General features: G+C 69.1%; 21 protein-coding genes. 15 read left to right on the forward strand and 6 right to left on the reverse strand.

The window, feature by feature from the left end:
- Positions 1–98 precede the first annotated feature (98 nt).
- The 8 genes from CcI49_RS08540 (at position 99) to CcI49_RS44105 (ending at position 10,263) form a co-directional block, all read left to right on the forward strand.
- Positions 99–1,472: a choice-of-anchor P family protein gene (locus CcI49_RS08540; RefSeq protein WP_131831034.1), complete on the forward strand. Its 1,374-nt coding sequence runs from the start codon at positions 99–101 to the stop codon at positions 1,470–1,472.
- Positions 1,473–1,612: 140 nt separating this feature from the next.
- Positions 1,613–2,893, forward strand: coding sequence for a glycosyltransferase family 4 protein (locus CcI49_RS08545; RefSeq protein ID WP_076825502.1), 1,281 nt, complete (start codon positions 1,613–1,615; stop codon positions 2,891–2,893).
- Positions 2,890–4,116 (forward strand): glycosyltransferase, encoded by a 1,227-nt coding sequence (locus CcI49_RS08550; protein ID WP_076825504.1) that lies wholly within the window; start codon positions 2,890–2,892, stop codon positions 4,114–4,116. Before CcI49_RS08545 ends, CcI49_RS08550 begins: the two co-directional genes overlap by 4 nt.
- Positions 4,117–4,124: 8 nt before the next feature.
- The gene (wzy, locus tag CcI49_RS08555; RefSeq protein WP_152991396.1) at positions 4,125–5,807 is read left to right on the forward strand and encodes an O-antigen polysaccharide polymerase Wzy; all 1,683 of its coding nucleotides are present in this window, start codon (positions 4,125–4,127) and stop codon (positions 5,805–5,807) included.
- Complete coding sequence (locus tag CcI49_RS08560; protein WP_131831036.1) at positions 5,804–7,330, forward strand: polysaccharide biosynthesis C-terminal domain-containing protein; 1,527 nt, start codon at positions 5,804–5,806, stop codon at positions 7,328–7,330. The genes wzy and CcI49_RS08560 overlap by 4 nt, the downstream gene beginning before the upstream one ends.
- 79 nt (positions 7,331–7,409) lie before the next feature.
- Positions 7,410–8,453 (forward strand): class I SAM-dependent methyltransferase, encoded by a 1,044-nt coding sequence (locus tag CcI49_RS08565; RefSeq protein ID WP_076825509.1) that lies wholly within the window; start codon positions 7,410–7,412, stop codon positions 8,451–8,453.
- 8 nt (positions 8,454–8,461) lie between these two features.
- Positions 8,462–9,685 (forward strand): glycosyltransferase, encoded by a 1,224-nt coding sequence (locus tag CcI49_RS08570; RefSeq protein WP_158230725.1) that lies wholly within the window; start codon positions 8,462–8,464, stop codon positions 9,683–9,685.
- Positions 9,685–10,263, forward strand: coding sequence for an acyltransferase (locus CcI49_RS44105; RefSeq protein ID WP_083473283.1), 579 nt, complete (start codon positions 9,685–9,687; stop codon positions 10,261–10,263). The genes CcI49_RS08570 and CcI49_RS44105 overlap by 1 nt, the downstream gene beginning before the upstream one ends.
- An 87-nt stretch (positions 10,264–10,350) precedes the next feature.
- Here CcI49_RS44105 and CcI49_RS08580 read toward each other — a convergent pair whose 3' ends face one another.
- Positions 10,351–11,178: an acyltransferase gene (locus CcI49_RS08580; RefSeq protein ID WP_277872699.1), complete on the reverse strand. Its 828-nt coding sequence runs from the start codon at positions 11,176–11,178 to the stop codon at positions 10,351–10,353.
- A gap of 258 nt (positions 11,179–11,436) precedes the next feature.
- Between CcI49_RS08580 and CcI49_RS08585 the strand changes: the two genes are divergently transcribed.
- Positions 11,437–12,180: a sugar transferase gene (locus tag CcI49_RS08585; protein ID WP_054566997.1), complete on the forward strand. Its 744-nt coding sequence runs from the start codon at positions 11,437–11,439 to the stop codon at positions 12,178–12,180.
- Complete coding sequence (locus CcI49_RS08590) at positions 12,177–13,424, forward strand: DegT/DnrJ/EryC1/StrS aminotransferase family protein (RefSeq protein ID WP_083749374.1); 1,248 nt, start codon at positions 12,177–12,179, stop codon at positions 13,422–13,424. The genes CcI49_RS08585 and CcI49_RS08590 overlap by 4 nt, the downstream gene beginning before the upstream one ends.
- 116 nt (positions 13,425–13,540) lie before the next feature.
- Here the strand turns inward: CcI49_RS08590 and CcI49_RS08595 are convergent, their stop codons facing one another.
- The 5 genes from CcI49_RS08595 to CcI49_RS08615 all read right to left on the reverse strand — a co-directional run bounded on the left by CcI49_RS08595 (position 13,541) and on the right by CcI49_RS08615 (position 19,497).
- Positions 13,541–14,428 carry a TylF/MycF family methyltransferase gene (locus CcI49_RS08595; RefSeq protein ID WP_054566998.1) on the reverse strand — a complete coding sequence of 296 codons (888 nt, stop codon included), beginning with the start codon at positions 14,426–14,428 and terminating at the stop codon, positions 13,541–13,543.
- 159 nt (positions 14,429–14,587) lie between these two features.
- Positions 14,588–15,748, reverse strand: coding sequence for a glycosyltransferase (locus CcI49_RS08600; protein ID WP_054566999.1), 1,161 nt, complete (start codon positions 15,746–15,748; stop codon positions 14,588–14,590).
- 507 nt (positions 15,749–16,255) lie between these two features.
- Complete coding sequence (locus CcI49_RS08605; protein WP_076825512.1) at positions 16,256–17,320, reverse strand: NAD(P)-dependent oxidoreductase; 1,065 nt, start codon at positions 17,318–17,320, stop codon at positions 16,256–16,258.
- A 163-nt stretch (positions 17,321–17,483) separates the two neighbouring features.
- Complete coding sequence (locus tag CcI49_RS08610) at positions 17,484–18,500, reverse strand: UDP-glucuronic acid decarboxylase family protein (RefSeq protein WP_076825514.1); 1,017 nt, start codon at positions 18,498–18,500, stop codon at positions 17,484–17,486.
- Between the two features lie 142 nt (positions 18,501–18,642).
- Positions 18,643–19,497: a glycosyltransferase family 4 protein gene (locus CcI49_RS08615; RefSeq protein ID WP_241839965.1), complete on the reverse strand. Its 855-nt coding sequence runs from the start codon at positions 19,495–19,497 to the stop codon at positions 18,643–18,645.
- Between the two features lie 917 nt (positions 19,498–20,414).
- Between CcI49_RS08615 and CcI49_RS08620 the strand changes: the two genes are divergently transcribed.
- The 5 genes from CcI49_RS08620 to CcI49_RS08640 all read left to right on the forward strand — a co-directional run bounded on the left by CcI49_RS08620 (position 20,415) and on the right by CcI49_RS08640 (position 25,571).
- Positions 20,415–20,633 carry a hypothetical protein gene (locus CcI49_RS08620; protein ID WP_131831037.1) on the forward strand — a complete coding sequence of 73 codons (219 nt, stop codon included), beginning with the start codon at positions 20,415–20,417 and terminating at the stop codon, positions 20,631–20,633.
- Positions 20,620–21,828, forward strand: coding sequence for a glycosyltransferase family 4 protein (locus CcI49_RS08625; RefSeq protein WP_083749375.1), 1,209 nt, complete (start codon positions 20,620–20,622; stop codon positions 21,826–21,828). The genes CcI49_RS08620 and CcI49_RS08625 overlap by 14 nt, the downstream gene beginning before the upstream one ends.
- A gap of 463 nt (positions 21,829–22,291) precedes the next feature.
- Positions 22,292–23,158, forward strand: coding sequence for an FkbM family methyltransferase (locus CcI49_RS08630; protein ID WP_235497943.1), 867 nt, complete (start codon positions 22,292–22,294; stop codon positions 23,156–23,158).
- Positions 23,155–24,531, forward strand: a complete 1,377-nt coding sequence (locus CcI49_RS08635; RefSeq protein WP_054567006.1) for an oligosaccharide flippase family protein — start codon at positions 23,155–23,157, stop codon at positions 24,529–24,531. The genes CcI49_RS08630 and CcI49_RS08635 overlap by 4 nt, the downstream gene beginning before the upstream one ends.
- Before the next feature lie 29 nt (positions 24,532–24,560).
- Positions 24,561–25,571 carry a glycosyltransferase gene (locus CcI49_RS08640; protein ID WP_241839966.1) on the forward strand — a complete coding sequence of 337 codons (1,011 nt, stop codon included), beginning with the start codon at positions 24,561–24,563 and terminating at the stop codon, positions 25,569–25,571.
- Positions 25,572–25,575 lie beyond the last annotated feature (4 nt).

Below are 25,575 nucleotides of genomic sequence, written 5' to 3' on the forward strand. Positions count from 1 at the left end.
CTCGCATCGGCGGGGCGAGCCGCTACTCAGCGTAATCACAGCTACCGTCACTCTCCGTTGATGCTGATCGACTTGACGAAGTCGAATGGAGTGACTAGATGCGCGAAGTGCAAGTGAGATGCCGTGGCGGGAGGTTCAGGCTCGCCCGGTCCGTCAGCGGGATCGTCGCCGCCGCGGTCGCAGGTGGCACGATCGTTCTGACCGGCGGGAGCGCCACGGCGGCGTCCCCCCCTGCCATGTACGACCAGCTCGCCTACTCGACCCAGGTGACGGTCGGTGGCGTGATCGACTCCGGGGCCACCTTCCCCGAAGGCCTCGGATGTACGACAGCCAGCGGGGTGAGCCGCTCGAACGGCGGCGCGGTGTCCATCCCGGCACTCTCGTTGAACGCGGGAGCGAGCACCAACACCGTGTCGACGCTCGCCGTCGGGCCGGTGCAGACCGGTACCTCGACCAGCCAGCTCCTCGGTCTGAGCCTGCTCGGTACCCCCCTCCTTCCCCTGATCTCCGCCGACGCGATTGACATCACCACGACGGCGACGAGTGCGGCCGACGGGACGGTCACCTCGACGGGTTCCGTGACGGTGACGGACCTCAAGCTCAGTGGCATCACCATCCTGAACGGGGCGGTCGCGCCGAACACCGGGATCGCCATCCCGGGGGTCGGCTCGCTGGTGGTCAACCGGCAGATCCCCGTCCCGGGCAACATCGGCCTCGTCACGATCGGGCTCTCGCTCGACATCACCCTGGGGCCGCTGGCGGGAACCTCGATCACGGTCGGTTACGCCCACTCGTTCTTCCGGCCGCCGCTGCCGGTGATCATTTCCGGGGTCGCCTACAGCAACCTGGTGTCAGCCGGGCCGCTCACCGTCGGACCTCTGGCCGCGACGGGCGTGCCCTGCACGGGCGGGACCTCGACCGACACCTCGCTCGGGATCACCATCCCGGGGGTCATCACGGTCGGCGCGATCACAGAGACCGGTGAGGCCACGGTCGGAAGTCCGGATTCATCGGGCTCCACCACGAGCACCATCGCGGGGGTGAGCCTGCTCGGCGGTCTGGTTACCGCGGGCGCGATCACGGCCAAGGCCAACGTGTCCTACGACGGCAGCACCTCGACCTTCGACTCGACGGGCACGAGCATCGCTGATCTGGCGATCGCCGGTGTGCCGTACGTCGGGCCGCTTGATCCGGGCACCGAGATTCCCATCCCAGGGGTGGGTGTGCTGTTCGTCAACCGGCAGATCTCCGACGCCACGTCGCTGAGTGTCCGGGCGCTCGAGCTGGTGCTGACCGGTCCCGTGCTCTACCCCGGCGGGACGCTGCCCACCTACTCGGTCCTCCAGGTGGGCGTGGCCAACATCTACGCCGTCGCCGACGAGCCGATCGGGCTGTCGGCGCAGGTTGACCAGATCGACCTGCTCAACAAGGTCTGTTCCGAGCAGGAGGACGCGGTTGCCTGCCTGACCTGACGTCTCCACCGAGGTGATCCGGGGTCCCCGCGGCGGCAGTCATGGGGACCCCGCGACACGAGTCGGAGTAGGTCACTCCCTGGATATGCATGAGTACGATGAGTCGCCGAATTCGTTCGAGGGCTGGGCTGAGGGAGAGCATGCGGATCGTTGTCGCCACCGAAGCAAGGTTGCAGCAGAACGAGGACGGCCGTGTGCTGACGCCGAACCCCGCCGCCGGGTACTCGACCTGGGCCAGCTATCTCGGTGTCTTCGACGAAGTGCTGCTCGCCGCCCGGGTGGCCCGCGGCGCGGCCGGCGACCAGGACGGCATCCCGGTGGAGGGCGCCGGTGTCCGCGTGCTGCCGCTGCCGACCTTCCAGGGCGTCGCGGCCTACGCACGCCGCTGGCCCGCGCTGCGCGGCGCGCTGCGTCGAGCGGTCGCCGAGCTCCACCGTCCGGCCGCGGACACCGCCTTCGTCGCGCGGGTTCCCGGCCTGGTCGGCACGGTTCTGTTGAGTGAGCTCCGGCGCCGGCGGGTGCCGTTCGGGCTCGAGGTCGTCGGAGACGTGGCCGAGGTGCTCGCTGACCACCGCCCTGCCGCGCTGCTCGCCGGCCAGCTGCTCGCCCGCCAGTGCCGCAGCGCGGCCGCCGTCAGCTATGTCACGCGGAATGTGCTGCAGAGCAGGTACCCGGCCCGCCCCGGGGTGCCGATGATGAGCTGCCCTGGGTCGCTGCTGGAGGACGAGGACTTCGTTCCGGCACCCCGCCGAGCCCCCGGCGAGTGGGGCACGACCGGGCCCGGGCACCCGCGCCCCGGCCGACCGGTCCGCCTTCTGACGATCGGTTCGCAGGAACGTGTGTACAAAGGGCATGACGTCCTCGTCGACGCGGTGGCGCTGATGCGGTCCAACGGCATCCCGGTGACGGCGACCATCGTCGGTGACGGCCGGCATCACGACGAGATCGTGCGGCGGGCAGTGGACCGCGGCCTCGGCGGGGATGTGCGCTTCATCCGCTGGCTTGGCAGCCGTGCACAGGTTCGAGCGGCGCTCGACGACGCGGATGTGTTCGTGCTCCCGTCCCGGACCGAGGGGCTCCCGCGGGTCCTGGCCGAGGCCGCTGCCCGGGCGCTGCCCGCGGTCGCGTCCGCGGTGGGGGGCGTGGTCGAGTTCCTGCCGCCGAGCGACCTCGTACCGCCGGATGATCCCAGACGGCTCGCGGAGACGCTGAGCGAGCTGATCGCGAGCCCGGACCGGTACCGCGCCGCCTCCGAGCGCAACCTCGCGACCGCGAGGGAGCACTCCTTCGAAACCATCCGGCCGGTCATCCTCTCCTTTCATCAGACGCTGCGAGAGGTCACCGCGGCGGCCGCCGCGACGGCGGAGCCCGGGGCCGGCCCCCGCGAAACCGCCGGACCGTTCGTCAGGCCCGGGCGATGAGTGCCGCGGACCGGGCGTCCGCGCGCCCGCGGCCCCGTACGGTCCTGCACGTGTTCGGTGTCATGGACCGGGCCGGCGCCGAACTGCGCACCGTCGACCTGATGCGCAATCTGGACCCGGATCGCTACCGGTTCGTCTTCGTCACCCTCACCGGCCGTCCCGGCACCCTGGCGGGGGAGATCCGTTCGCTGGGCGGCTCGGTCCACCCCTGTCGCCTCGACCTGGGTTTTCCGGTGCGTTTCCTCCGCCTGCTGCGCGCACTGCGACCCGACGTCGTGCACTCGTGTGTGGCCACCTTCTCCGGAGCGATCCTGCTGATCGCGAGGGCCGCCGGTGTGCCCCTGCGGGTGGCGCACTTTCACAGCACCGGCGACCGCCACGGTGCCAGCCTGCGGGGACGTGTCCAGCGCGCGGTGATGCGGCAGCTGATCGACTGGTTCGCCACCGATCTCGTCGCGGTCGCCGAGGCCACGATGACCAGCCTGTGGCGGTCGGACTGGCAGCGGGAGCGTCGTTGCCGGGTGCTCTACAACGGCTTGGACCCGGCACCGTTCGAGCGTGCGCTCGTCGCCACCTCCCCAGCCTCCCCAGCCTCCCCAGCCTCCCCAGCCTCCCCAGCCTCCTCAGCTTCCCCAGCCGACACAGTCGTCGCTGCCTCCGTTGCCGCCACGGCGGCGGCTGAGTGGCGGCCCACCATCGTGCACGTCGGGCGGCCCGACCCGGTGAAGAACCGGAGCGCCGCGGTTGACGTTCTGATCGCGTTGCGGCGGCGCGGTGTTCCGGCCCGGCTGCGCATCGTCGGGCGTCAGGACGCACACGAGTCGGCCCAGCTGCGTCGCCTGGCCGAGCTCGGCGGGGTCGCCGATGCCTTCGACCTGCCCGGCGAGTCGTTCGACATCCCCGGTCTGATGGCTGGTGCTGACCTGTTGCTGCTGACCTCACGGCACGAGGGCCTGCCGACCGTCGTCCTCGAGGCCTGCGCCGTGGGCACGCCGGTGCTTGCTCCGGACCTGCCCGGCGTCATGGAGATCGGCCGCCTGCTCGACGGCGTGACGACGGTGCCGCAAGGCTGCGCCGCCGAGACCTGGGCCGAGGCCGCGGCCGGCATGCTGGCCGCACCGCCCACATCGGCGCAGCGCGTACAGGCACTTCATGCGTTCTCCTCCTCTCCGTTCGTGATGGACCAGTGGCGGCGCGGCATGACCAGCCTGTGGGATCAGTGACGACCGGCGTGCCCGTCGCTTTCGGTGTGGGCCCGCGGGTGCTGACCTTCCGGCTGGGCGCCGGCGGCATTCTCGCGGCTCTGCTGGCGTTCTCGGAGGAGATCTCGGCACTGCCTCCGGCCGGGGTCGCGGCGGTGACCTTCGGCCTGCTCGGGTGCCTCATCGCGCTCTGCGTCCGGGCCCGGACACAGGGCGTCCTCTCGTGTTCGGCGGTCTACCTCGTACTGCTGGTCCTGTTCCATTTCGGGCTCGCGCTGCCGCTCGCGCTGCACCGCCCACTGGTCTCCAGCGACGGGCAGCTCGGTTTCGACTGGATCCTGTCCGTCTCGACGGGACGGATTTTCACGATCGCGGCGATCGGCGTGGCAGCCGCCGCGGTGGGAATGTCCCTGCCTGCTTCGTCGGCTGGCCGGGTGTACCGCGACCGGTCGACCGGTGGTACGGACACGCCTGCCGATATGCCTGCACCGCCGACGAGGTCGGCCGCGACCGGCGTGGTCGGATTCGCGATTCTCGCCGCCTCGATCAGCCTGATGCTCCTGCTGATCAGGCGGGCTGGTGGGAGCGGCCTGCTGTTCGGATCGTACGAGGACCTGATCACCCTGGCGTATCGCGACCCGCTGGTTCCCTATCTGGATTTCGGTCTGGGTTTCGGCCTCATGCTGCTGACCGTCGATGGCGGGCGGCGGCTGCGCCGGGCGGGCTACCTGATGTTCGGGCTGTTCGCGCTGATCGCGTTGCCACTGGGTATGCGGGGGACCGTCCTTTTCCCGGTGGCTGCGGCCGCGGTGGCTCACATGATGCGCCGGTCCGGTGACGCCCCCTCGTTTCCGCCGGCCAAAGCCGCTGGCCGTGGCCGCGAGATCCGCCTGCCCGTCTCGTTTTCCCGCGACGACGTCGTCGCGGGAAAACGAGACGGGCGACGCGGATCGAGCCGCTGGACCGGGATAGGGGCCGCGCTGCTGGCGGGAGTCGCCCTCCTGAGTGCCGTCGGGGCGCTTCGGGACATCCGTCAGCACGGCCTGGCCGAGGTCACGCTGAGCCAGATCGGCTTCGGACCCCTCGACGGCCTGGCCGAGATGGGGGCGTCGCTTCGTCCCGTGGCGGAGGCGGTCACCTGGCGAGACGGGTACGGCGAACCCGCGGCGGGCGGCCGGACCTACACCGGTCAGCTTGCCCGCATCATCGAAGGGCGCCTGCTCGGAATCCCGCAGCCACCGGCCGAGATCGACGACCGGCTGTTCAACACGGTCATTCGAGAACGATCCGGTCCGATCGGTGGCTCTCCGATCGCCGAGGCCTACTACAACTTCGGCATTCCCGGCGTGGTGGCCATCCTCTTCGTCATCGGCCTGTTGTGCGGCTGGCTCGACGGCTGGCGGTCGAGGTGGACCGACGCGGCCTGCAGCGTCCTTCTTGTGCCGCTCCTGATCGGGGTGCGCAACGACTTCACCCCGCTGCCGATGCAGGTCCTGGTCGGCACCGTTGTGCTGGTCGCGGTCCGAGCGGCCGGGCACTGGTGGCGCAGCGCCTCGCCCGGCAGGGGGAGGCGTGCCCCGCAGGTGGGCTCCGGCAGCCTGAACGACTCCGCGCGGCCAGTGAGACTGGCGCCGCAGGGGTCGCCCGGGTCGCAGCGGATGCGGGGGGCACCGGGGACAAGCGCCGGTCTGCGCTCGCTGGCCTCCCGATGAGCGGCGTGCGCCGGGCCGGCGCCGGCACCGTCCTGCCTGCCGGGCACGGTTCCGCCGTCGGTGGTGCTGCCGGTGGCGCCGATGGTGGTGCTGCCGGCGGGGGCGACGTTCATCCCGAGCCACCTTCCCCGGGCGGGCGCCACCGGGCGGTCTCGCGTGGGGCCGGGCGCTCCGCGGCACGGGCGTCCGGCGTCGCCGGCCCCGCCGTCGCCGTCTCCGCGGCGGCGCTGGGCGCTGCGTTGACGAACCTGGTCGTCGCGGTGATTACCGCACGCGCCCTGGACGTCGGGGGCCGGGGCGAGCTCGTCCTGATCCTGACGGTCACCGGTCTCACCGGGATGTTCGTCGCTCTGGGTACGGGTACCTCCGCTCGGTACTACCTCGGGCGCACGGACCCGCGGGTCTCGGTCGACCACGTACTCGGGCTGAGCCTGCTGCTCCTGGTGCCGCAGTGCCTGGTTACCGCCGCCATCGTGGGGCCGACCCTCTGGCTGGCGGACGCGCCCGAGCGGGGTCCCGGCATTCTGGTGCTCACCGGGCTGCTGTCCGTGTCGACCTTGCTGGGCATCCAGCTGATCGACACGTTGAACGCGGTCGGCAAGGTGATCGCCTCGGCCCTCGTCAACACGGCGGGTTGTCTGGCGCAGCTGGCGGCGCTGGTCGTGCTGCAGGTATCGACCGGGACGCTGCGAGTGGCTCCGGTTCTCGCGGTGTCCGTCGTCGCGGGCGCCTTCCAGTGCGTCGCCGGGTTCGTTCTCCTGCGGCGGGCGGGTCTGGTGACCCGGCCCCAGCTGGATCGAGCCGCGTCCGCGCTGCTGATCAGGACGGGCGTTCCCGCGCTCGGCATGAACACCGCGATGTCGATGACCTTCCGGCTCGACCGGTATCTGATCGGGGTGATGTCGGGGACGTCGGCCGTGGGCATCTACAGCGTCGCGGCGACCGCGAGTGAGATTCTCCGGCTTGTCCCGTCCTCCTGGGGCCAGGTGCTCTGCTACCGGGTGGCCAGCGGCACGATGGGCACCCGGGCCGTGTTCGCCGAGCTGGTTCGCGTGTTCGCGGTGATGGCCGGAGTCGCCGCGCTCATGTGGCTCGCCGCGGACCACCTTGTCCTGTTCTTCTTCGGCGATGCCTACCGGAGCGCGGTCACACCGCTACGGGTGCTTCTGGTCGCCGAGCTTCTGTTGGTGGCCTTCCAGATCGACGCCCGGGTCCTGAGCGGTCAGGGCCGGACCAAGGCGTGCGGCGCGGCGGGCCTGGTCGGACTGGCCGTGGTCGCGGCCGCTGATGTCATCCTGATTCCGGCGGCGGGCATGGTGGGCGCGGCGTGGGCGAGCCTGATCGCCTATGGGGTCGTCAGCCTGTGGACCAGAGCCGCGATGGCCCGCGTGCCCCGCGTGCCCCGCGTGCCCCGTGAGCCGCACGTGTCCCGCGAGCCCCCTGATCCCCGCGAGCCCCGGGGGACCGGCGACGAGCCGATGAGTCTCGCGCCGACCGAACCGGAGCCTGCTGGCACCACCTAGCCACATTTCCCCAGCCACATCTCCGTCCGCCGCGTCGCGCCGGCCGTCGATTCCAGCTCACGAACAGCGGGAGCCCGCCATGCCAGCTCAACGGACCCCGGTCCGATCCGGTGCCGCCGACCCGGGTGAGATCGACCGCGGGCCGGGCCGGGCCGTTCCCGGCGCCGGCGCCAGCGCCGGGAACGGCGGGATCCGGCGACGCGGCGCCCGCCGACCGGGGGCGGCCTCGGCGGTCAGGGGATTCCGAGTGGTGTGGCTGCCAGGAGCCCACGGTGGCCGGCTCGCCTATTTCTCGGCCCAGGCGGATGCGGCCTACTGGGACGGCGTCTGGCAGGACATCGGTCTGTCGTATCGCCGGAGCCGGCGCGGACACCTGCCTCATCAGCTGCGGTCCACCTTCCTGTCCTGGGCGGCTCCAGGCGGGCGGGTCCTCGAAGCAGGCTGCGGTCTGGCGCACTTCACCGTCGCGGCTCGGGCCCGTGGTTTCGCGGCGGAAGGCGTTGACTGGGCCCCGGAGACGCTGGCCCGGATCCGCGCGCTGCTTCCGGATGTGCCTCTGCGGTCGGGGGACGTCCGACAACTCGACTGCCCTGATGGCAGCTACGACGCCGTCTACTCACCGGGGGTGTGCGAACACTTCGCGGAGGGCCCGGAGCGGATACTCGCCGAGACCTACCGCGTCCTGAGGCCGGGTGGGGTCGCGATCGTGTCCACGCCGTGCCTGAACGAATATCTGCAGCGCCGGCGACATCTCTATGAGAACGGACCGGACGTGGCTCCCACCGCGGCACCGGACGAATGGGAGGACTTCTACCAGTACGCCTTCGCCCCGGAGGAGATGTCCGCGATCCTGCGTGGCCTCGGCTTCGAGGTGGTGGACGTCAGGCTGCACGGAACCCTTCTCACGCTCGCCACCTGGTCGATGCCGTGGCTTGCTCAGCTGCCGGGGTTGATCAGCCGGCCGCTCGGCCTCACCGTCGACAAACTGCCCGTGCTCCGCCGGTGGGGGGCCAGCTGCATCTGGGTCGCACGCCGGCCGGAGGGCGAACAGCACGGCGGGGCGCAGCACGGGGAACGTGGCGGCGGGGAGCGTGGCGGCGGCGGCCGAGAGGCGGGCCGGTGATGAGGATCGTGACCGTTCTGAAGACCGGAAACGGCTGCCTGTGGACGATCCCCATCCTGACGGCGCTGGCTGACGACGGTCACGAGGTGGTCGTGCTGCTTCCCGAGGAGGACAGCCCGCTCGCGCGGCGCTGCGCCGAGCGCGGCATCCGGGTCGTGCACAGCCCGGCGCCGGTCCCGTCACGTTCGCCGCTACGGCAGGCCGCCGGAGTGTGGCAGCTCCGTACGCTGCTGCGCGACCTCGACCCGGATGTGCTGCACTACCACCTGTACGCCTCCGCGGTACTCGCCCGGCTCGCCTCCCTCGGGCGGGGCCCGAGCCGGCGGCCGGTGCGGGTGCACATGGTGGCGGGGCCGCTCTACCTGGAGAACCGGCTGATCGAGCTGGTGGAGCGTTGGTTCGCCCGGGCGGATGACCTGGTTGTCTGCTCGTCGGGGCACCTCCGCGCGCGTTACCTCGCCCTCGGCGTACGCCCGGATCGGCTGCCGACCGCCTCCTACGGCGTCGACATCGAGTCGTTCGTCCCGCCCGGTGGTGACGCCAGGGCGAAGGCGAGGGCGGAGCTCGGCCTGGACCCGTCCGCCTTCGTCGCCGTCTGCGTCGCCTACTTCTACCCGCCGAAGCGGCTGGTGCACCGGGGGCAGGGGATCAAGGGGCATGAGGTCCTGCTCGAGGCCTGGTCCCGGTTCAGGGAGCGCTCCGGGCCCGCGACGTTGGTACTGGTCGGCGGTGGCCACGGACCGGGCGGCGAGGCCTACCGCGACCGGCTGCGTTCCTGGGCGGCGGGGCTGCCCGGCGCTGCCTCGGTGGTCTGGGCCGGCCCCGCCCAGGATGTGCGTCCCTTCTATGCGGCGGCCGACGTGAGTGTCAGCCCGTCGCTGTCGGAGAACTACGGCGCCGTGGCGGAGGCGTCCGCCTGCGCGGTGCCGAGCATCGCGTCGGCCGTGGGCGGGCTGCCGGAGCTGGTGGAGGACCACAACGGCTGGCTGGTGCCGCCCGGCGATCCCGCGGCCCTCGCGGTCGCCCTGCGCGCGGCCTTCGATCTGCACCGGGCGGCGCTACTGGGGGGGACCGGTGCGAACGGTCTGGCTCGGCGCGGGCAGGCCGCGCGTGAGCGGGCCGAGCAGCTGCTCGATCAGGAGAAGAACCGCAGATATATCGCCGACGCGATCCTGGGCGCCGCCGGTTCGTCACGCCGTGTGGCCGGATCGTCGAGATTGGAGCACAGGTAGTGATCGAGCTTGGGTATCAGCGCCCGAAGCGCGGGATTGACAGCGTCGTCGGCATCGCCCGCCGGGCCCCGGCCGCCCTTCACCTGCGCTATCAGCAGCGGACGGACCCGATCGGCTACGCCCGGCGGATCGGGGTCCGCCTGGGTGACCGCTGCCGGCTGATCGGCGTCACCGGGTCGACGTTCGGTAGTGAGCCGTACCTGATCCGCCTTGGCGACCACGTGGTGGTCGCGGCCGAGGTCAGGTTCGTGACGCACGACGGGGCGGTCTGGGTTCTGCGTGACGATCATCCGGAGGCTGACGTCGTCGCCCCGATCACCGTGGGGTCGAACGTCTTCATCGGGCTCGGTGCGCTCATCATGCCCGGGGTGACCACCGGTGACGACGTCGTGATCGGTGCGCGTGCGCTGGTGAACCGGGACGTCCCCGCGGGCTCGGTGGTGGCCGGGGTGCCGGCGCGGGTCGTGGGATCCTGTGCGGACTTCCGCGCCCGTACCCTCGCCGCCTCGCTGGGTACCGGCCGGCTGCCCGAGCAGGAGAAGCACCGGCGGCTGCGGGAGCTGTTCGCGCACCGCTGATGCCGGGCGGGCGGCGGGTCGGCGACCCGCCCGGCCTACTCGCCTGTCGCCCGGGTCAGGGTGCTCACGGCGTGACGTTCCTCCGGGTCAGGAGTCCGGGTGCGAGGCCGGCGCGGAGCCCGCTCGTGCTGCGGAGCCCGCTCGCGCTGCGGAGATCGGCTGCTCCGCGGAGCGCGGCGCAGGCAGAACGGCCGGGGCGGCAGTGGCGGCCGGTACGGCAGCGGTGGCCGGGAGCGCGGCGGTGGGGACATCAGCCCGCTCATCGGCAGGCGCCGCATCGGGGCGAGACGTGCCCAACGGCACCGCCGGCACGCCTCCGACCCTGGCCCCGGGCGGTACATCTCTGGTCACCACCGCGCCCGCGCCGACCACCGCATCGTCGCCGACGGTCACGCCCCGCAGCACGGTGGCCTTGGCGCCGATCCACACGTTGCGGCCGAGTGTCACCGGGGTCGAGGCGAACCGCATCGCCATGCCCGGGACGCCGGGCCCGACCACGTGATCCTGGTCGCGGACCACGCTCATCTCGGCCAACAGGCTGCCGGCGCCGACGTCCACCCGCTGGCGGGCCACCACCACGCAGTGGGCGGCGAGATAGGCCGTGTCGAGGGTGAGGAGCGCTCCGTCGGCGGCCTCGAGCTGGACATCTCGGATGAGGACGGTGCGCCGGATGACCATCGTGCCGCGGGGAGTGCAGCGGATCGTGCATCCGGGCCCGATGAAGGAGTCGAACCCCACCTGGACTCCGGGCTGGGTCATCCGCACCAGAATGATCCTGGCCCAGGAGGCGACCAGCGCGGCGCCTCGGGAGCCGCGCTGGATGAGGCGCGCGTAGCCGGTCACGAGCCCGGTGGCAGGTGCGGCGTCCGATGCCGCCTTCGCGTGGAACAGCCGGTTTCGGAGCAACGTTCTCATCCCCTCCGCACGGCCGGTGCCGTGTCTGTACGATGGTCGCCACTACGCGTGGTGATTAAAACTGACTCTCCGTTAGGGTACCGCGGCCTCTTGACGTAACAATGATCTTACTCATAGTAAGTTTCTCGTGTGGACATGACTACGGTCGCGATACCCCGGCAGCGCTCAGCTCCTCCTCCGGCGTCGCCGGCGGACCTGGCCACGCAGCCCTCCGTCGGATGGTCACCCCCATCCGTCGAGCCGCTGCCCCTACCAGGCGTGAAGCGGGCAGTCGACATCGTCGGATCCCTGGCGGGCCTCGCTGTGGCCGCGCCTGTGCTGACCGTTGCCGCAGTCGCCATCAAGGCGGACGACGGCGGCCCGGTCCTGTTCAGGCAGGAGCGGGTCGGCGTCGCCGGCGAACCGTTCACGATGCTCAAACTGCGGACGATGACAGTAGGAACCGAGCACACCGGACTCGGGCTGCTGGCCGGGCAGGACGACCCGAGGACAACCAGAGTCGGGCGCGTGCTCCGCAGGATGAGCATTGACGAGCTACCCCAGCTGCTCAACGTCCTGGCTGGGCAGATGAGCCTTGTCGGGCCCCGGCCGACGGTCCGGAGCCAGGTGAACCGATATTCCGTCAGGCAGATGGGCCGGCTCCAGGTGCATCCTGGCATCGCCGGCTGGGCCCAGGTCAACGGCCGGAACCAGATCTGCTGGAATCGCCGGATCGAACTGGACCTGTGGTACATCCACCACTGGAGCCTGCGTCTTGACCTGGTCATCCTCTGGCGTGCCCTGGTGACGGCGGTGGCTGGTGACGGCACCTACGGCGCCAGCGGAGTCACCCAGGACTTCGGGAACTGCCAGGGCGAGGGTGGATGCCGCTGCGCGCCAGCAGCCGGATCGCATCCTCGCCGGCGCCGCGGCCACCCGCGCACCACAGCGCCCCTGCACGCTGACCGGACGGGAGACGGCCAGCACCCTCCGCCGCGTGCGCTGGTCGGAGGCGTCGCATGACCGAGTCCACGCCCACCGGCCTGGCCCCGGTGCGACTGCCAGCCCAGACCGTCGTCCCCCAGGAGAACGCGGTGCGCGGCACCTGGCCTGTCTTCGGCCATGCCGAGGTCGCCGCCGCCGTCGAGGTGCTCGACAGCGGCGCGGTGAACTACTGGACCGGCACTCAGGGCCGTCGATTCGAGGAGGAGTTCGCGGCAGCGGTCGGCTGCGAGTACGGCGTGGCCGTGGCCAACGGAACGATCGCGCTCGAGATCGCACTGCGGGTCCTCGGGGTCGGGCCGGGCGACGAGGTGATCGTGCCGAGTCGTACCTTCATCGCGTCCGCGAGCTGTGCCGTTGCGCTCGGCGCCCGACCGGTCGTGGTCGACGTGGACCCCGACTCCCAGAATCTCACCGCGCGGACCGTACTGGCCGGGCTCACGGCGCGCACCAGGGCCATCGTCGCGGTGCACCTCGCCGGGTGGCCGGCCGAGATGAGGAGCCTGCTCGAACTCGCGCGCGAGCACGGTATCGCGGTCGTCGAGGACTGCGCACAGGCGCACGGCGCGCGGCTGTGCGGGCGCCCGGTCGGCTCCTGGGGCGACGTGGCGGCGTGGTCCTTCTGTCAGGACAAGATTCTGACCACCGCCGGCGAAGGAGGGATGATCACGACCAGGAATCCGGCCTTGTACCAGGCGGCGTGGTCCTACAAGGACCATGGCAAGAGCTGGAGCAAGGCGCATGAGCCCGCCCAGGGCGCCGGATTCCGCTGGCTGCATGACTCGTTCGGCACGAACGCGCGGATGCACGAGATAGCGGCCGCAGTCGGGCGGGCCGCCCTGCCGCGGCTGCCAGCCGACCTCGCCGCACGCCGCCGGAACGCGGCGATCCTCGCGGAACGTCTCGGTCACCTGCCCGCCCTGCGCACGACGACACCGCCGCCGTGGGTCGAGCACGCCTACTATCGCTGGTACGCCTTCGTCCGACCGGAGCACCTGCGGGACGGATGGGACCGGGACCGAATCCTGACGGCCCTGGCCGCCGTCGGAGTCCCGTGCAGCGTTGGGAGCTGCGGCGAGGTCTACCGCGAGGAGGCCTTTCCCATCGAGTGGCGACCCGCCCGTGCGCTGCCGACCGCCGCCGACCTGGCCCGGACATCGCTGGCGTTCCTCGTCCACCCGACCCTCGAGCCCGCTGACATGCACCACTGGGCGGATCTCGTCACCGACGTGCTGGCGGAGGCGACCGTCGACCACGCCGCATAAAGATCAACGGGACCACTGTCCGGTCCGGCCGCGACGGTCCCCGCCGGCCGAGGAGCCCGTCCCGAGTTGCGTCGGGCATGGTCTCCTCGGCCCGCCGGCCCGCCCGCGTGAACCGGTCATGCGACAGGGGGGTCCAGAGGCTCGCGGCGATCATCCGAGTTTCGGCGCCAGTACACCCCGGTCCAGTCGATTTTCGTGAGTGGTTCCGTGATGTTGTGCTGCGTCCGGAAGTCCTCCACCGCGCGGCGACATCCCTCGACAGCACCGTAGTCGTCCACAATGCAGAATCCGCCGTCGGACAGGCGTGGATACAGTGCGTCGAGTGCCTCCATCGTGCTCCCGTACATGTCCCCGTCGAGCCTGAGTACGGCGATCCGTTCGATCGGCGCGGTGGGCAGGGTGTCCCGGAACCAGCCGCTCAGGAATCGCACCTGGCTGTCAAGCAGCCCGTAGCGCCGGAAATTCCTGCGGACATCCTCCTCGCTCACGGCGAGGGCAGCCCACTCGTGGTGGCGGTCACCGGCATCTGCGGGGTAGCGCTGGGCATCTGCCTTGGGTAGTCCCCTGAACGAGTCGGCGAGCCACACGGTCCGGTCATCGACTCCATACGCGAAAAGGATTCCTCGCATCAGGATGCATGACCCGCCGCGCCACACTCCGGTCTCGACGAGGTCGCCCGGGACTCCCTCGGCGAGCACGGTCTCCACGCTGTCCCGAAGGTTCCGCATCCTGAGGGAACCTGTCATCGTGTGGGCGAGTCGTGGCCAGTCGCCGCCGTGCTCGCGCTTCTCGGCGGTGGTGCGCCGGATGATCTCCAGCCCATATTTTTCCAGGAACCGTACGAGCGTGCGCTTGGCGGTGCCCTCGGGAATCCATACCTGCCCGTCCAGGCTGTCCCACAGCGAGAACGTGAGAGTATCCTGGAGAAGGGTGAGGTATCGCTCGGTCAGTTCGGACGAGCCGGGCGCGGTTTCCGTGTTGGCGGTAGTTGTCGAATATGACATCTTGACCCCTGCTGGTATCTGCGGGAGGTTTATGCGTTCCCGCGTCCTGAAATATGTCGAACTGCCGGCCTGGTTCCGATTCACTGGAGAAACGTGGAGTGCGGTACGAAACGGCGGCTGTCGCATCTGCCGCCCGACGGTGATCGGCCAGCTGGCCAGCTAACTGGCTGGGTGGTGACGCCGGCTCGCCACCACCTTCTCGAAGATCTCGAGGTGGCTGCCCGCTGCCCGTTCCCAGGTGTACGAGCGGGAGACGAGCTTCCGAAGCGCCTCCCCGCGCCGCTCGAGCTCATGCGGGTCGTGTAGTGCGACCCGCAGCCCACCTGCCAGCGCTTCCGTCGTGGCGGGCACAACCCAGCCGCCCCCGCTCTGCTCGACCTCGTCGAATCCGCAGCTGTTCGTGATGAGAACGGGTGTGCCGTTGATCCCGGCCTCCAGCGCGACAATCGACATCGCCTCGTGGCGAGAGGGGACCACCAGCAGCGCCGCGCCGCGCAACAGCTCGGTGCGTTCGGGGCCACGGACCATACCGGTGAAGCAGACCTGATCGCCGACGCCTGCCGCCGACACACGCGCGGTGAGGTCGGCCAGCATTCCCTGGTCCGGCCCCGCCACCACGCAGCGCCAGCCGGATTCGGCCGGGACCGTCGAGATGAACGCGTCGACGAGCAGATCCACGCCCTTGATCCAGTTCAGTCGACCGAGGAACAGGACATAGCGGTGTCGGGTGAGGCCGTACCGGGCGAGCACCTTCCCCGCCGCATCCTGTTCGTGGTCGGACGCCGATACCCCGTTGGGTACGACGAGCACGCGGTTCCGGTCGACTCCATACGGAACGAAGTCCGCCCGTTCGGGCTCGGTAACGGCGATGATCGCAGCGGCCCGCCGGACCAGTCTGCTGCCGACGGCCAGGTCGTAGGCCCTTTTCGTCAGACGACTCCGCCCCCGGATCGGCAGCGCTCCGCATGGCGAGAACACGTACGGCACATCGCAGCGAACAGCCACCTCGGCCGCGAGGGCATTGAGGACGGTCCAGTGGTTGATGAGGTGGACGACGTCGGCCGCGCGCACTCGTTCGGCTACCTCGGTGGGATTCCCCGGCAGGTAGTACCTGCGGTTTCGGCAGGGGAGCGCGGTGACCGTGGCTGGCGCTGCCATCTTCAGATGGCCGGGAGTGAGGTCGAGGTCAAGAGTCAGCACCTCGGAACTGACGTCGGCGCCTCCGAGCCGCGGATACCGGCGGGCCAGTTGCACCCCTCGCTCCCCGACGCCGCCGCCGCTGCGCGCGTCGACAGCCGGCACTACGGTCACGATGTGCATGGGGGCTCCTCGACGGTCGCGACCGTGTGCGTCTGGCGCGACCGCCCTGCGCGGGAGAGTGTCCGAACGGCGGACCGGGGCAGTGGTGCCCGTCGGAGGCCCGGCTCATGGAAATACATTCCTGGTGCGCCGGCGCCTCCGGGCTTCGGCTCCGCCGAGGCGGTGACATAACGCTCGCTATCACCGCCCAGCCCGGCCGGCGGCGCCAGAAGAAGCACGGGGGGAGTTTCCCGGCCTACATCCGCCGCAGGTCGGATCGTGCGCTTTGTGTCACGGAGAGCGTTCACGATGATTACTATAGGTTGTGTCGAGTGGTGATAGGTCTTCATAGCAGCGTGTCGTGGCACCTGGCCTGCTGCCGTTGCCGATGAATGAGGGGTTCGTGTCCCGCGCCGCACTTTTGATGCCGTATGTGTGCCCTGAGACGCACCATGAGTCGGTTGCCAGCGGGATGCCGAGTCGACTTGGGTGCGTACCAGCCCAGAACTGGCCAGGCCTTACCTGGACTTACCTGGCCCGCTGGTGGACTCGTTTCCCGAGGCTGCCTCCTGCGGGTGCCGCGTGACCGTTTTGGGTAGGAGGTGTGCCGATGATTGTCCCGACAATGCGGGCCAGCTCGTCCCGCAGAGGTGCAGGATTGACGAAACCGGCGGACCGGAATGCGGCCGAGCTGATGGGGGCGGTGTTGCGCGGCCCGCCGGTCAGCCGGTCGGCGGCTGCGACGATCGCGTCCGGCAGTGAGATCCGGGCCTGTGCCGGCTGACCCGCCAGGGACCGCACGACATCCTGCATAGCGGCATAATCCGTGTTGGAGGCCAGCTCGTCATCCACGACATTGAACACGGCCCGGCGGGATGGCAGCGGGGAGTCCAGCGCGAACCGTATCGCCGCGGCGGCGGTCTGCGCCGCGACGTAATACACCCCGGTACCGCGCCGCACAGAGCCGAGCAGCGCGGCTCGCAGGGGACGGCGCAGGGTGTCGGTGACCAACGCGTAGGACGCCGGGTGACCGGCCGCGACGACCGCGCCGAGGCGCAGCACCGCGAGCTCGCAGTCTGGCCGCAACACCCGCAGCCAGGGCTGCTCGCTGGCGAGTTTCGCCCGGCCGTAGGCACTGCGCGGCTGGCATCGGCTGGCCTCGTCGATGACACCGCGGTGGCCGGTTCCGTACACGGAGATCGTGCTGGCGACAACGACCCGAGCGATGTCGRGGCAGGCATTCACCGCGGCCACCAGGTCGAGCGCCATGTCCGGATTCCGGCTTGGATCGGTGTTGTCGTAGGCGAGGTGGCAGAGCACAGCACCCGTCGGCGCTGAGAGCTCGAGCTGCCCGGCGGCGAGGTCGACGGGCATCCACCGTTCCCAGGCCGCGGCGTGCGGATCGCTCCGGCCGAGCAGCATCAGATCGCGGTCCTGGAGCACGGCACGTACCCACCTGCCGACGCGACCGGTGCCGCCGGTGAGAAGGACGGTCGAGGGACTGTCCCGCCGGCGCGGCCCGGCCTGGACCGCGGTGGGAGCGAGCCCGGCAGCCGGGCTGCCAGTCGTGGCGGACGGTCTACCGGCAGGCACGGGCTGTGTCCCTCCTCGGCGTTCCATGGGTTCCATGCTGGCTGACCTGCTCGTCCGCGCGGATCCTCGGCTGGACGATCTCTTCGGCAGCGACGCTCCCCGTTCGCGTGCGGGCGCGGTTGAAGCGGCGGACATGTGATTGCGCCGGCGAAGCACTTGTCAGTCAGCCGCCCGGCGTCTGTGACGCGCGTGCCGGCTGAGCGGATTCCTGGCGAGGGAGCGGCACATCCGTGATGGAAGACGCCGCCGGAACAGCCGCTGCCCTGAACCACGAGATCGTGCGCAGGAGTCCGTTCTGGATGTCCACCGTGGGGTTCCAGCCGAGTTCGGTGCGGGCGCGAGCGATATCCGGCTGCCGAACCATCGGATCATCCCCGGGTCGGGGCACGAAGACGATCGGTACGTCGGCGCCGCACAGGTCGATGACGAGGCGTGCCAGCTCAAGGACGCTCATCTCATGCGGGTTTCCGATGTTCAGCGGCCCGGCGACGTCGCTGGCCAGCGTCCTGACGACACCTTCGACGAGGTCGTCCACGTAGCACACCGACCGGGTCTGCCGGCCGTCGCCGGCCACCGTGACCGGGTATCCGCTCAACGCCTGGGTCACAAACGTCGGTATCGCCCGGCCGTCGTTCTGGCGCATGCGCGGACCGTAGGTGTTGAAGATGCGAATAATAGCGGTGTTCGTCCCCTTCGTCGTGCGAAAGGCGGTCGTCAGCGCTTCCGAATAGCGTTTTGCCTCGTCGTACATGCTGCGCGGGCCGATTGGATTCACATTTCCCCAGTATGTCTCCGGCTGGGGGTGCACCGCTGGGTCGCCGTACACCTCGGAAGTTGAGGCGAGAACGAACCGGGCGCCATGCTTTTCGGCCAGCTCCAGTGTGCGCAGGGTGCCGAGCGCGCCGACCCGCAGGGTTTCCAGCGGAAAATTCTGGTAGTCGACGGGCGAGGCGGGCGAGGCGAAATGAAGTACTGCATCCACCCGGCCGTCCACGTCAACGGAATCCGTGACGTCCTGGCAGCGCAACTCGAAACGGGGCTCGCTCTGCAGGTGTGCTACATTCGAGTGCCGGCCGGTGAGGAAGTTGTCGAAGCAGATGACATGGTGTCCCTCGGCCAACAGCCGGTCACAGAGATGGCTGCCGACGAATCCCGCGCCACCGGTTATCACTACACGCACGCCCGACCTCCTGCTGGGTGGGTGGTTTTCGCCTGGGACGATGCCCGGCCACGGCTCTACGAAAGCGTTTTCGCGCTATCACGGAACACCATTCCGGAAGATGGTGGCCGATATCCACCCGGCTGAGGAAGGTGCTTTCTGGTCAGCCTTGGGTGAGGCCCTCGGGCAGTCGGTTCACGGCCACCCTCTGCTCGGGAACACCGGGGTGCGGACGGTCTGCCGGCGGAGTTCCGGTAAGCGCCGTGATGGCCTTTCGGGTGTATTCGGCGGGATCGGTCGTGGCCACCGCCAGTTCGGCTGCCCGGCCGCTCATTCGGGCAAGCCGGGGCCTGTTGGTGAGCAGGTCCGACAGCACGACGGCCAGGGCCTCACTGGATTCGTTCGCAGGCGTCACCCCGGTCAGTCCCTCCTGGTACGCATCGTACGATCCGCCGGATGCGGGACCGACCACTGGACATCCCGCGAGCTGGGCCTCGAGCAGCACGATTCCGTAGCCCTCGCCGCTGCTCGGAGGCATGGTGCGAGTGCAGAGCGCGAAGAGATCGGCCTCGCCGTACAGACTGGCGAGGAAATGGTCATCGGGGTTCTCGTGCAACTCCAGCTCCGGGTGAGCCGAGGCGAAATCCCGCAGCGATCCCGGTATCGGCCCGCGGCCCGCCACAACAAGGCGAACCGGCCCGGTGCGCTGCCTGATCGCTGCCAGTGCCTCGACCAGGACAGGCAGGCCCTTGCCTTCCCAGGCTGGCAGTCGGAACACACTCAGCACCGTCGGGACGGCCGCCGGTGGTCTTCGCCGCCGGCTCTCCTCGATGAGCGTCGTGCGCCAGTCAGGCGCGATACTCGGCGGGAGAATCGGCGCGAGCCCGAGCGTTGACAACGCCCCTGCGCTGTAGGAACTGACAGTCAGCGGAAAAAGAGTGGCGCTCCGTGAAACCAGTGCGCGATATGACCGCGGCAGCTCCCAGATGTCATTACCGTGGAACACGATCGGGGCCATCCTGGCGCCCACAACCTTCGCGGCCACAGCTGCCACGGGGATCATGTTGCGATGACCGGTTGTCACGCAGTCCATCCGTCCCAGCCGCAGGCCGGTGTACACCACGCGGAGAGCGAAGCGGATTCTGCGGGCTGCGGTGAGACTCTGCTCCGGACCTAGCATGTCGATCCGGTGTACCTCGACTCCGCCGGCTCGGAGGCATTCCTCCACGGTCGACAGGTACCGCTCGATGCCGCCACCGAGACCTTGGGACGGCGCGAGGAGTAGAATCCGTTGCGGAGTCTGGGTCGGCTCTTCCGCCGCGACCGTGCGGCGAAAGGATGATCGAGGCATGGTCGTGATCCTACAGATCGAATTTCCCGGAAAGAATTCTCGGGCTGGATCGGCGAGTCGTCGACCTCGATGGGAGTATCGCCTGATACAGGCCGGCCGGTGCGGATTAGGTGCTTCTCGCTCCGCCCTTCGTATGGTCGAAACCAGGATGTTCGCCGCCTCGGCCGGCATGGTGGTGGTCGCTGATGTGACGGCTGGGCGGAGATGACGGAGGCCGGTGACCCGGCACCGTGACCAGCGAGCGCCGGCAGAACCTCGCGAACGAGCGGATTCGGAGCGCGGTGCCACGGCGGTCCCGCGCCCACTGGCGTCGAGGGAACCTTGCACTGTCGTCATCGACGGACCCGCCGGCACCGAAGATCCGGATTTTCGCCATTCCGGGGCCTTCTCGTGTCCGGGCGAGGTCGCCTCCCTGTCGGCGTGTAGGGGCGGATAGTGGCTAGCTCATTGCTTATAGTGGCCGCACTGTCGGTGTGATCAGAAAGGGTCCCGCGGATGTCGGAGAACGGCGCGGAGGCGCCGGGTCCCAGATCTCACACCTCGGCGGTGCCGCGAGCGAAGGCCGGCGACCGCGGATCCTGCCCGTGACCCACCACCTCCCGCCCGAGATCGGTGCGCCGCGGGCCCACCTCGGCGACAACGCCGGCTACCAGGCGGGCGCGGTCGCGGACGTCGCTGTCCTCATCGGGATGTCCGGCACTGCGGGTTCCTGCCGAGCTGATCCCGTCAGCGACGCCAGCGCACCCACCCAGAGCAGAGGAATCCCGAACGGAGGGAGAAAAAGCGTCTATGCGCACACCTGAGGGAACCAGCCGGAACGGATCCACTGATCCAACAGCGCCCCGGCTCGGGGTGCTCGCCACGCATCTGATCCAGTACCAGGTGCCCCTGTATCGACAGATCGCCGGTCGGCAGCGCGTCCGGCTGGAAGTGGGATTCCTGTCCGCGGCCGGCGCACGCAGTTACCTGGACAAGGAGTTCGGCCTGAACATCACCTGGGACATCGATCTGCTCGACGGCTACCCGCACCGGTTCCTGAACGAGGGGCAGGGGGGACGCGGGAACGCCGGGACGATCGCCCGAAACCTGTGTTCCTGGATCCGCGAGCAGGATGTCGTCGTCATCCATGGTCATTCGAGCCCGTGGATGCTCACGGGCAGCGTCCTGGCCCGGGCGAGCGGGCGGCCGTACCTGCTGCGCGGCGAGGCCCGGCCGCACTGCTCGGCGGGCGGCTTGAAGGCGCGACTGCGGGATGCCGTTGCGGGGGCGTCGGTGCGTCACTGTGCGGCGGGTCTCGCGATCGGTGAGCTCAACGCCGCTTTCTACGAGCGGTTCTCTGCCGCGCGCCAGTTCTTCGCGCCCTATTCGGTGGACAACGACCGGTTCTCCGCGGCGGCGGCGACCAGTCGCCCTGGCCGGGCCGCCCGTCTGGCTGAGCTCGGTCTGCCCACCGACCGTCCCGTCGTGTTGTTCTCGGGGAAGCTGCAGGAGTGGAAGCGCCCGCTGGACGTCGTGTCCGCGGTCAGGTCGATGGGTGATCGAGTGGCGCTGATCATCATGGGGGATGGCCCTCTGCGGGCGGAGGTGGAACAGGCGTGCCAGGGGCTCCCAGCCGCCTGCGTGGGATTCGTCAACCAGTCTCAGATCCCCGCCGTCTACAGCCTCGGCGACATCCTCGTCCTGCCGTCGTCCCACGAGCCGTGGGGCCTGGTCGTCAACGAGGCGATGGCCTGCGGGCTGCTGCCGGTTGTCAGCGACAGCGTCGGCTGCGGTCCCGACCTCGTGCGCGGTCTGGGCCGAGTCTTCCGCACCAGTGACGTGACGGATCTCGTCACCGCCCTGACCGCGGCGGTTGACAGTCTCACCGACCCCGGACTGCCGGCCCGCATCAGGGAGCGAGTGGACCGTTACTCGATCACGGCGACAGCGCGTGGCTACGAGGCGGCGGCCATCGATGTCGCAGCGGCGCGGATGTCCAGGCAGCCGGCCAATGCCTAGAACAGGGGCGACGAACCTGATCTTCGTGCTGCCGATGGTTGACCAGGCGGCCGGCGAGGGCGGACTCGCCCGCGGCCCCACGGTTCGAAGCCGCTGACCCATCTGCTCGATCGGCGAGAGCTGTGGTTCGGTGAGAGCTCTGGTTCGGCGAGAGCTGTGGTTCGCGTGCACGACCAGCGGGACGATCCATCCGATGTTCTCGTCGATCCGCCGTCGTCATCGAGGCCCCATCCGGGGACCGCCCAGGCAGAAACGCTCAGGCCCATGGTTGCCCGTGTCGCGACATGCGGCAGATCTGCCGCCTTTAAGAACCGTTCCGGCGGGTAGGCGGTCAACATTGCGCGACACTGGTTGGGTCCGCTACTTCGAACGGTTAGCGTGATACGAAGTGTGCGTGTCTGACGAGAGCTTGAAGATCTCATCTGATGTAGACCTTCGTGTGAGTTGTCCGATGCGCTGGCGAGTGGCCACCCAGCTCGCCGCGTGGCTACCAGAAATGAGGGGTCGGGACCGGCTGACGTCTCTGGTGCGGGGCCCGAGCACGCAATATACAGGGCCGCTTTCTGGTCGGCTGTCAAATGGCATGACCTTCTCGGTGGACCACTGCCGAGACGGATCGGTCGGTTCGCTTGTATCTCTCTGCTATCGGCCGCCGGCCCTCGCGCCGGTGTTTTCGGCGATCCTCGAGCCCGGCGACTGCTGTTACGACGTCGGTGCGAACATCGGTGTCTACACCCTGTGGGCGGCCGGGCTCGTGGGCGATTCCGGCGAGGTTCACGCCTTCGAACCGGTGGACGGGACACGAGCAACACTCACCGCACTCGTCGAACAGAACCAGCTGCAGAACGTGCGTATCTCGTCCTCCGCTGTCGGTGCCAGTGAGGGGGAGATCGGCATGAAAATACACCGTAACGCGTCCGGGCTCGCCCATCCGGTGACGGACGGCAGTCAGCCTGATGTCAGCGTGCCACTGACCACCCTGAACGCCTACGCCGCCACCCGTCGACCGCCCGCCTTGGTGAAGATCGACGTCGAGGGATTCGAGCTTGACGTCCTGCAGGGTGCGTCGGACATCCTCTCGACAGAGCACCCGGCGTTGCTGCTGGAGCTTCTGCCGGCCCATCTCGAGCGGCGCGGGATGACAGCGGCCGACATCGTCGACCTCCTCGCCGGCCTCGGCTACCGAATTCTGAACCTCAGTCGGCATGGGCTCTCCGGCCAGGGTGGCTTCTCGTCGAATGTTCTCGCCCTCACGCCGAAATGGGAACGTTTTGATCGCGTCGTGGCGGAACTGAAGCGAATCCGCTTCCCCAGGAACCAGACGACGTGACAGGGAAGCGGCGTCGGCGCTCGGCCAAGGACGGCGGCTATTTCAGGGCGGTTCGGTCGACGGCCGGCACCAGCATGCTGATAGCGCTCTTCGGGCTGGTCAGCGGACTCTTTCTGGCCCGTGTACTGGGAGCTTCTGGTCGAGGGACCTACGCGGCGATCATCGCCTACACGATGACAGCGGCCACCATCTGCGAAGGGGGGATTACCGCAGCCATCTGTTACTTCGTCGCGAAGAACCCGTCTCAGGGCCGGGACGTGGTCAGAACCGGCGCCCTGATACTTTTCGTGATCGGCGCGGTCGTGGCTGTCGCCGGCATGATCGCAGCGCCGTGGATCGCGACAGGTGACTCCGAGGCGGTCGCTGCGTTCCGTATGGCCTTCATGGCGCAACCGGTTATTTTCGCCGGGTCGTGCTGGGTATTCGCGCTGCAGGCGACAAGCCTCTCCTCCTGGAACCTGGTACGACTGACGCAGCCCGCCGTCTACAGCCTGCTGATCGTGTTGGTCGTTCTGGGGCAGACGCTCACGGTCACATTGGCCGTGTGGTGCATGACCGCATCCATCGTGATACAGGCCGTACTCGCGGCGATACTTGGTGCCCGAACGCTGCCGGGGCGAGGCCGCGTTCGCCGTGACGTCGGAGTGGACCTCGCTCGCTACGGCTCCGCGACCACGCTGTCAGCCGTTCCACATGCACTGGCACAGCGGCTTGACATCCTGTTGCTGGCTGTTCTGGTGGAGCCTGCGCAACTCGGTCGCTACACGGTGGCGAATTCGATAATCACCGTGGGAATTCCGCTCTGTTCGGCGTTCGGCCTCGTTGCGATGCCCCGCCTGGCCGCATCCAGGTCGAGCGAGGCCAGCCCGGCGTCACACGGGAGTGGCATTCTGCGGATCGCCTTCGTGGCGATGGCGGCGAGCCTCCTGACCGGAACGGTGCTCGTGATCGCGATCAGTGCGGTAGCTCCTTTCCTCCTGGTGGCATTGATGGGTGAGCAGTTCCGGGACAGCGTAGACCTTCTCTGGCTCATGGCGGGCGGCGTCGCGCTCTTCGGCTGCAACCGCGCGATGCACGAGATCCTCCGCGGCCTGGGTGAGAATCTCGCGGTTGCGCGCTGCGAGTTCGTTGACCTGGTTGCCAAGATCGCTCTGCTGGCGGGGTTGACGCCCGCCATGGGTGTGTCTGGCGCGGCGATAGCCTCCAGCCTCGCGAGCGGAATCACCTTCATCCTGCTGCTCCGTTCGGTGCTGGTAGTCCTCGACACCCCGCTGGCCACCGTTATGGTGAGATTCAGACAACTGATTTCCGCCCGGCGCGGGCAGCATGTGCGGAAGACCGCTACAAGTACCGGAAGAGGAAGCACTGTATGACTGGGGCGAGGAACGTGGGGGAAGCTCCCGTGGCGACCGACGATCGAGTCTCCGGCAGCGCGGAACGTGTAGGAGTGGTCGGCCCACTGGGGTTCGACACCTTCGCTGAAAACATCATTGACTGTCTTCCCGACATCGGCGTTCAGCCGGTGGCTCTCGGACCCCCGGTCCCGATGCCGAACGGCCGGTTGAGCGGGCCCGTTCTTGCTCTGCGAAGCGCCTTCGACCGGGTTGACCTCACCTATCAACGACAGATCGTCGCCCGTGCAGACCGCGAGAACGTCGGCACCGTAATAACGCTTTACCCGCTTCTCCCGCAGACAGTCCGGAACCTCAGGCGCCGCGGGATCCGCGTGTGCCTGTGGTTTCCTGACTGTGTCGCCAACATGGGTCGCCAGCAGTTTCTGCTGGGCGACTACAACGCCCTGTTCTTCAAGGACCCGCTGCTGACGAACAGGCTCGCCGACGTTCTCCGTCTGCCAGCATACTATCTGCCGGAGGCATGTAACCCCGCCCGGCACCGGCCGCCGGACACGGCGAACGGCCAGCGGCATGTCGTGTTCGTGGGCAATATGTATGCAGGTCGCGCCCGGCTGATCGCGGAACTGGTCGGTCACGGCGTGGAGGTCCAGATCTACGGCCCGCCGATCCCGAAGTGGCTCTCGGACGAGCGATTGGTCACGCGGCACACGGGCCGATACGTGACAGGGGCTGAGAAGGCAAGAGTCTTCCGTGAGGCGCTGGCGGTCGTGAATGCCCTGCATCCAGCGGAGATGACCAGTGTGAACTGTCGCCTGTTCGAGGCCGCGGCGTGCGGTGCCGTTGTCCTGTGCGAGCGGCGACCTCCGCTGGAGAACCTGTATGAGGAAGAGCGCGAGGTCCTTGGGTTCACGACCTTCGAAGAGTTGTTGGGACGCATCAAGTGGTGCACGGATGATCCCCCGGCGGCGCGCGTCGTTGGTGATGCCGCGACCGCTCGAAGCCATCGTGATCACACCTATCAGGACCGTCTCACGCGGATACTGGAAATCTTGTGGTGAGCCG

Origin of the sequence: Frankia sp. CcI49 (assembly GCF_001983215.1) — a bacterium.
GTDB classification, from domain to species: domain Bacteria; phylum Actinomycetota; class Actinomycetes; order Frankiales; family Frankiaceae; genus Parafrankia; species Parafrankia irregularis.

Coding starts and splice junctions, on each gene's coding strand:
- CcI49_RS08600 (WP_054566999.1), bottom strand. CDS start 15,748: ATGCACATCGTGACCGTAGTGCCGGCTGTCGACGCGCGCAGCGGCGGC.
- CcI49_RS08550 (WP_076825504.1), top strand. CDS start 2,890: ATGAGTGCCGCGGACCGGGCGTCCGCGCGCCCGCGGCCCCGTACGGTC.
- CcI49_RS08545 (WP_076825502.1), top strand. CDS start 1,613: ATGCGGATCGTTGTCGCCACCGAAGCAAGGTTGCAGCAGAACGAGGAC.
- CcI49_RS08540 (WP_131831034.1), top strand. CDS start 99: ATGCGCGAAGTGCAAGTGAGATGCCGTGGCGGGAGGTTCAGGCTCGCC.
- CcI49_RS08595 (WP_054566998.1), bottom strand. CDS start 14,428: ATGTCATATTCGACAACTACCGCCAACACGGAAACCGCGCCCGGCTCG.
- CcI49_RS08615 (WP_241839965.1), bottom strand. CDS start 19,497: ATGGCCCCGATCGTGTTCCACGGTAATGACATCTGGGAGCTGCCGCGG.
- CcI49_RS08625 (WP_083749375.1), top strand. CDS start 20,620: ATGCGCACACCTGAGGGAACCAGCCGGAACGGATCCACTGATCCAACA.
- CcI49_RS08590 (WP_083749374.1), top strand. CDS start 12,177: ATGACCGAGTCCACGCCCACCGGCCTGGCCCCGGTGCGACTGCCAGCC.
- CcI49_RS08565 (WP_076825509.1), top strand. CDS start 7,410: ATGCCAGCTCAACGGACCCCGGTCCGATCCGGTGCCGCCGACCCGGGT.
- CcI49_RS08580 (WP_277872699.1), bottom strand. CDS start 11,178: ATGAGAACGTTGCTCCGAAACCGGCTGTTCCACGCGAAGGCGGCATCG.
- CcI49_RS08560 (WP_131831036.1), top strand. CDS start 5,804: ATGAGCGGCGTGCGCCGGGCCGGCGCCGGCACCGTCCTGCCTGCCGGG.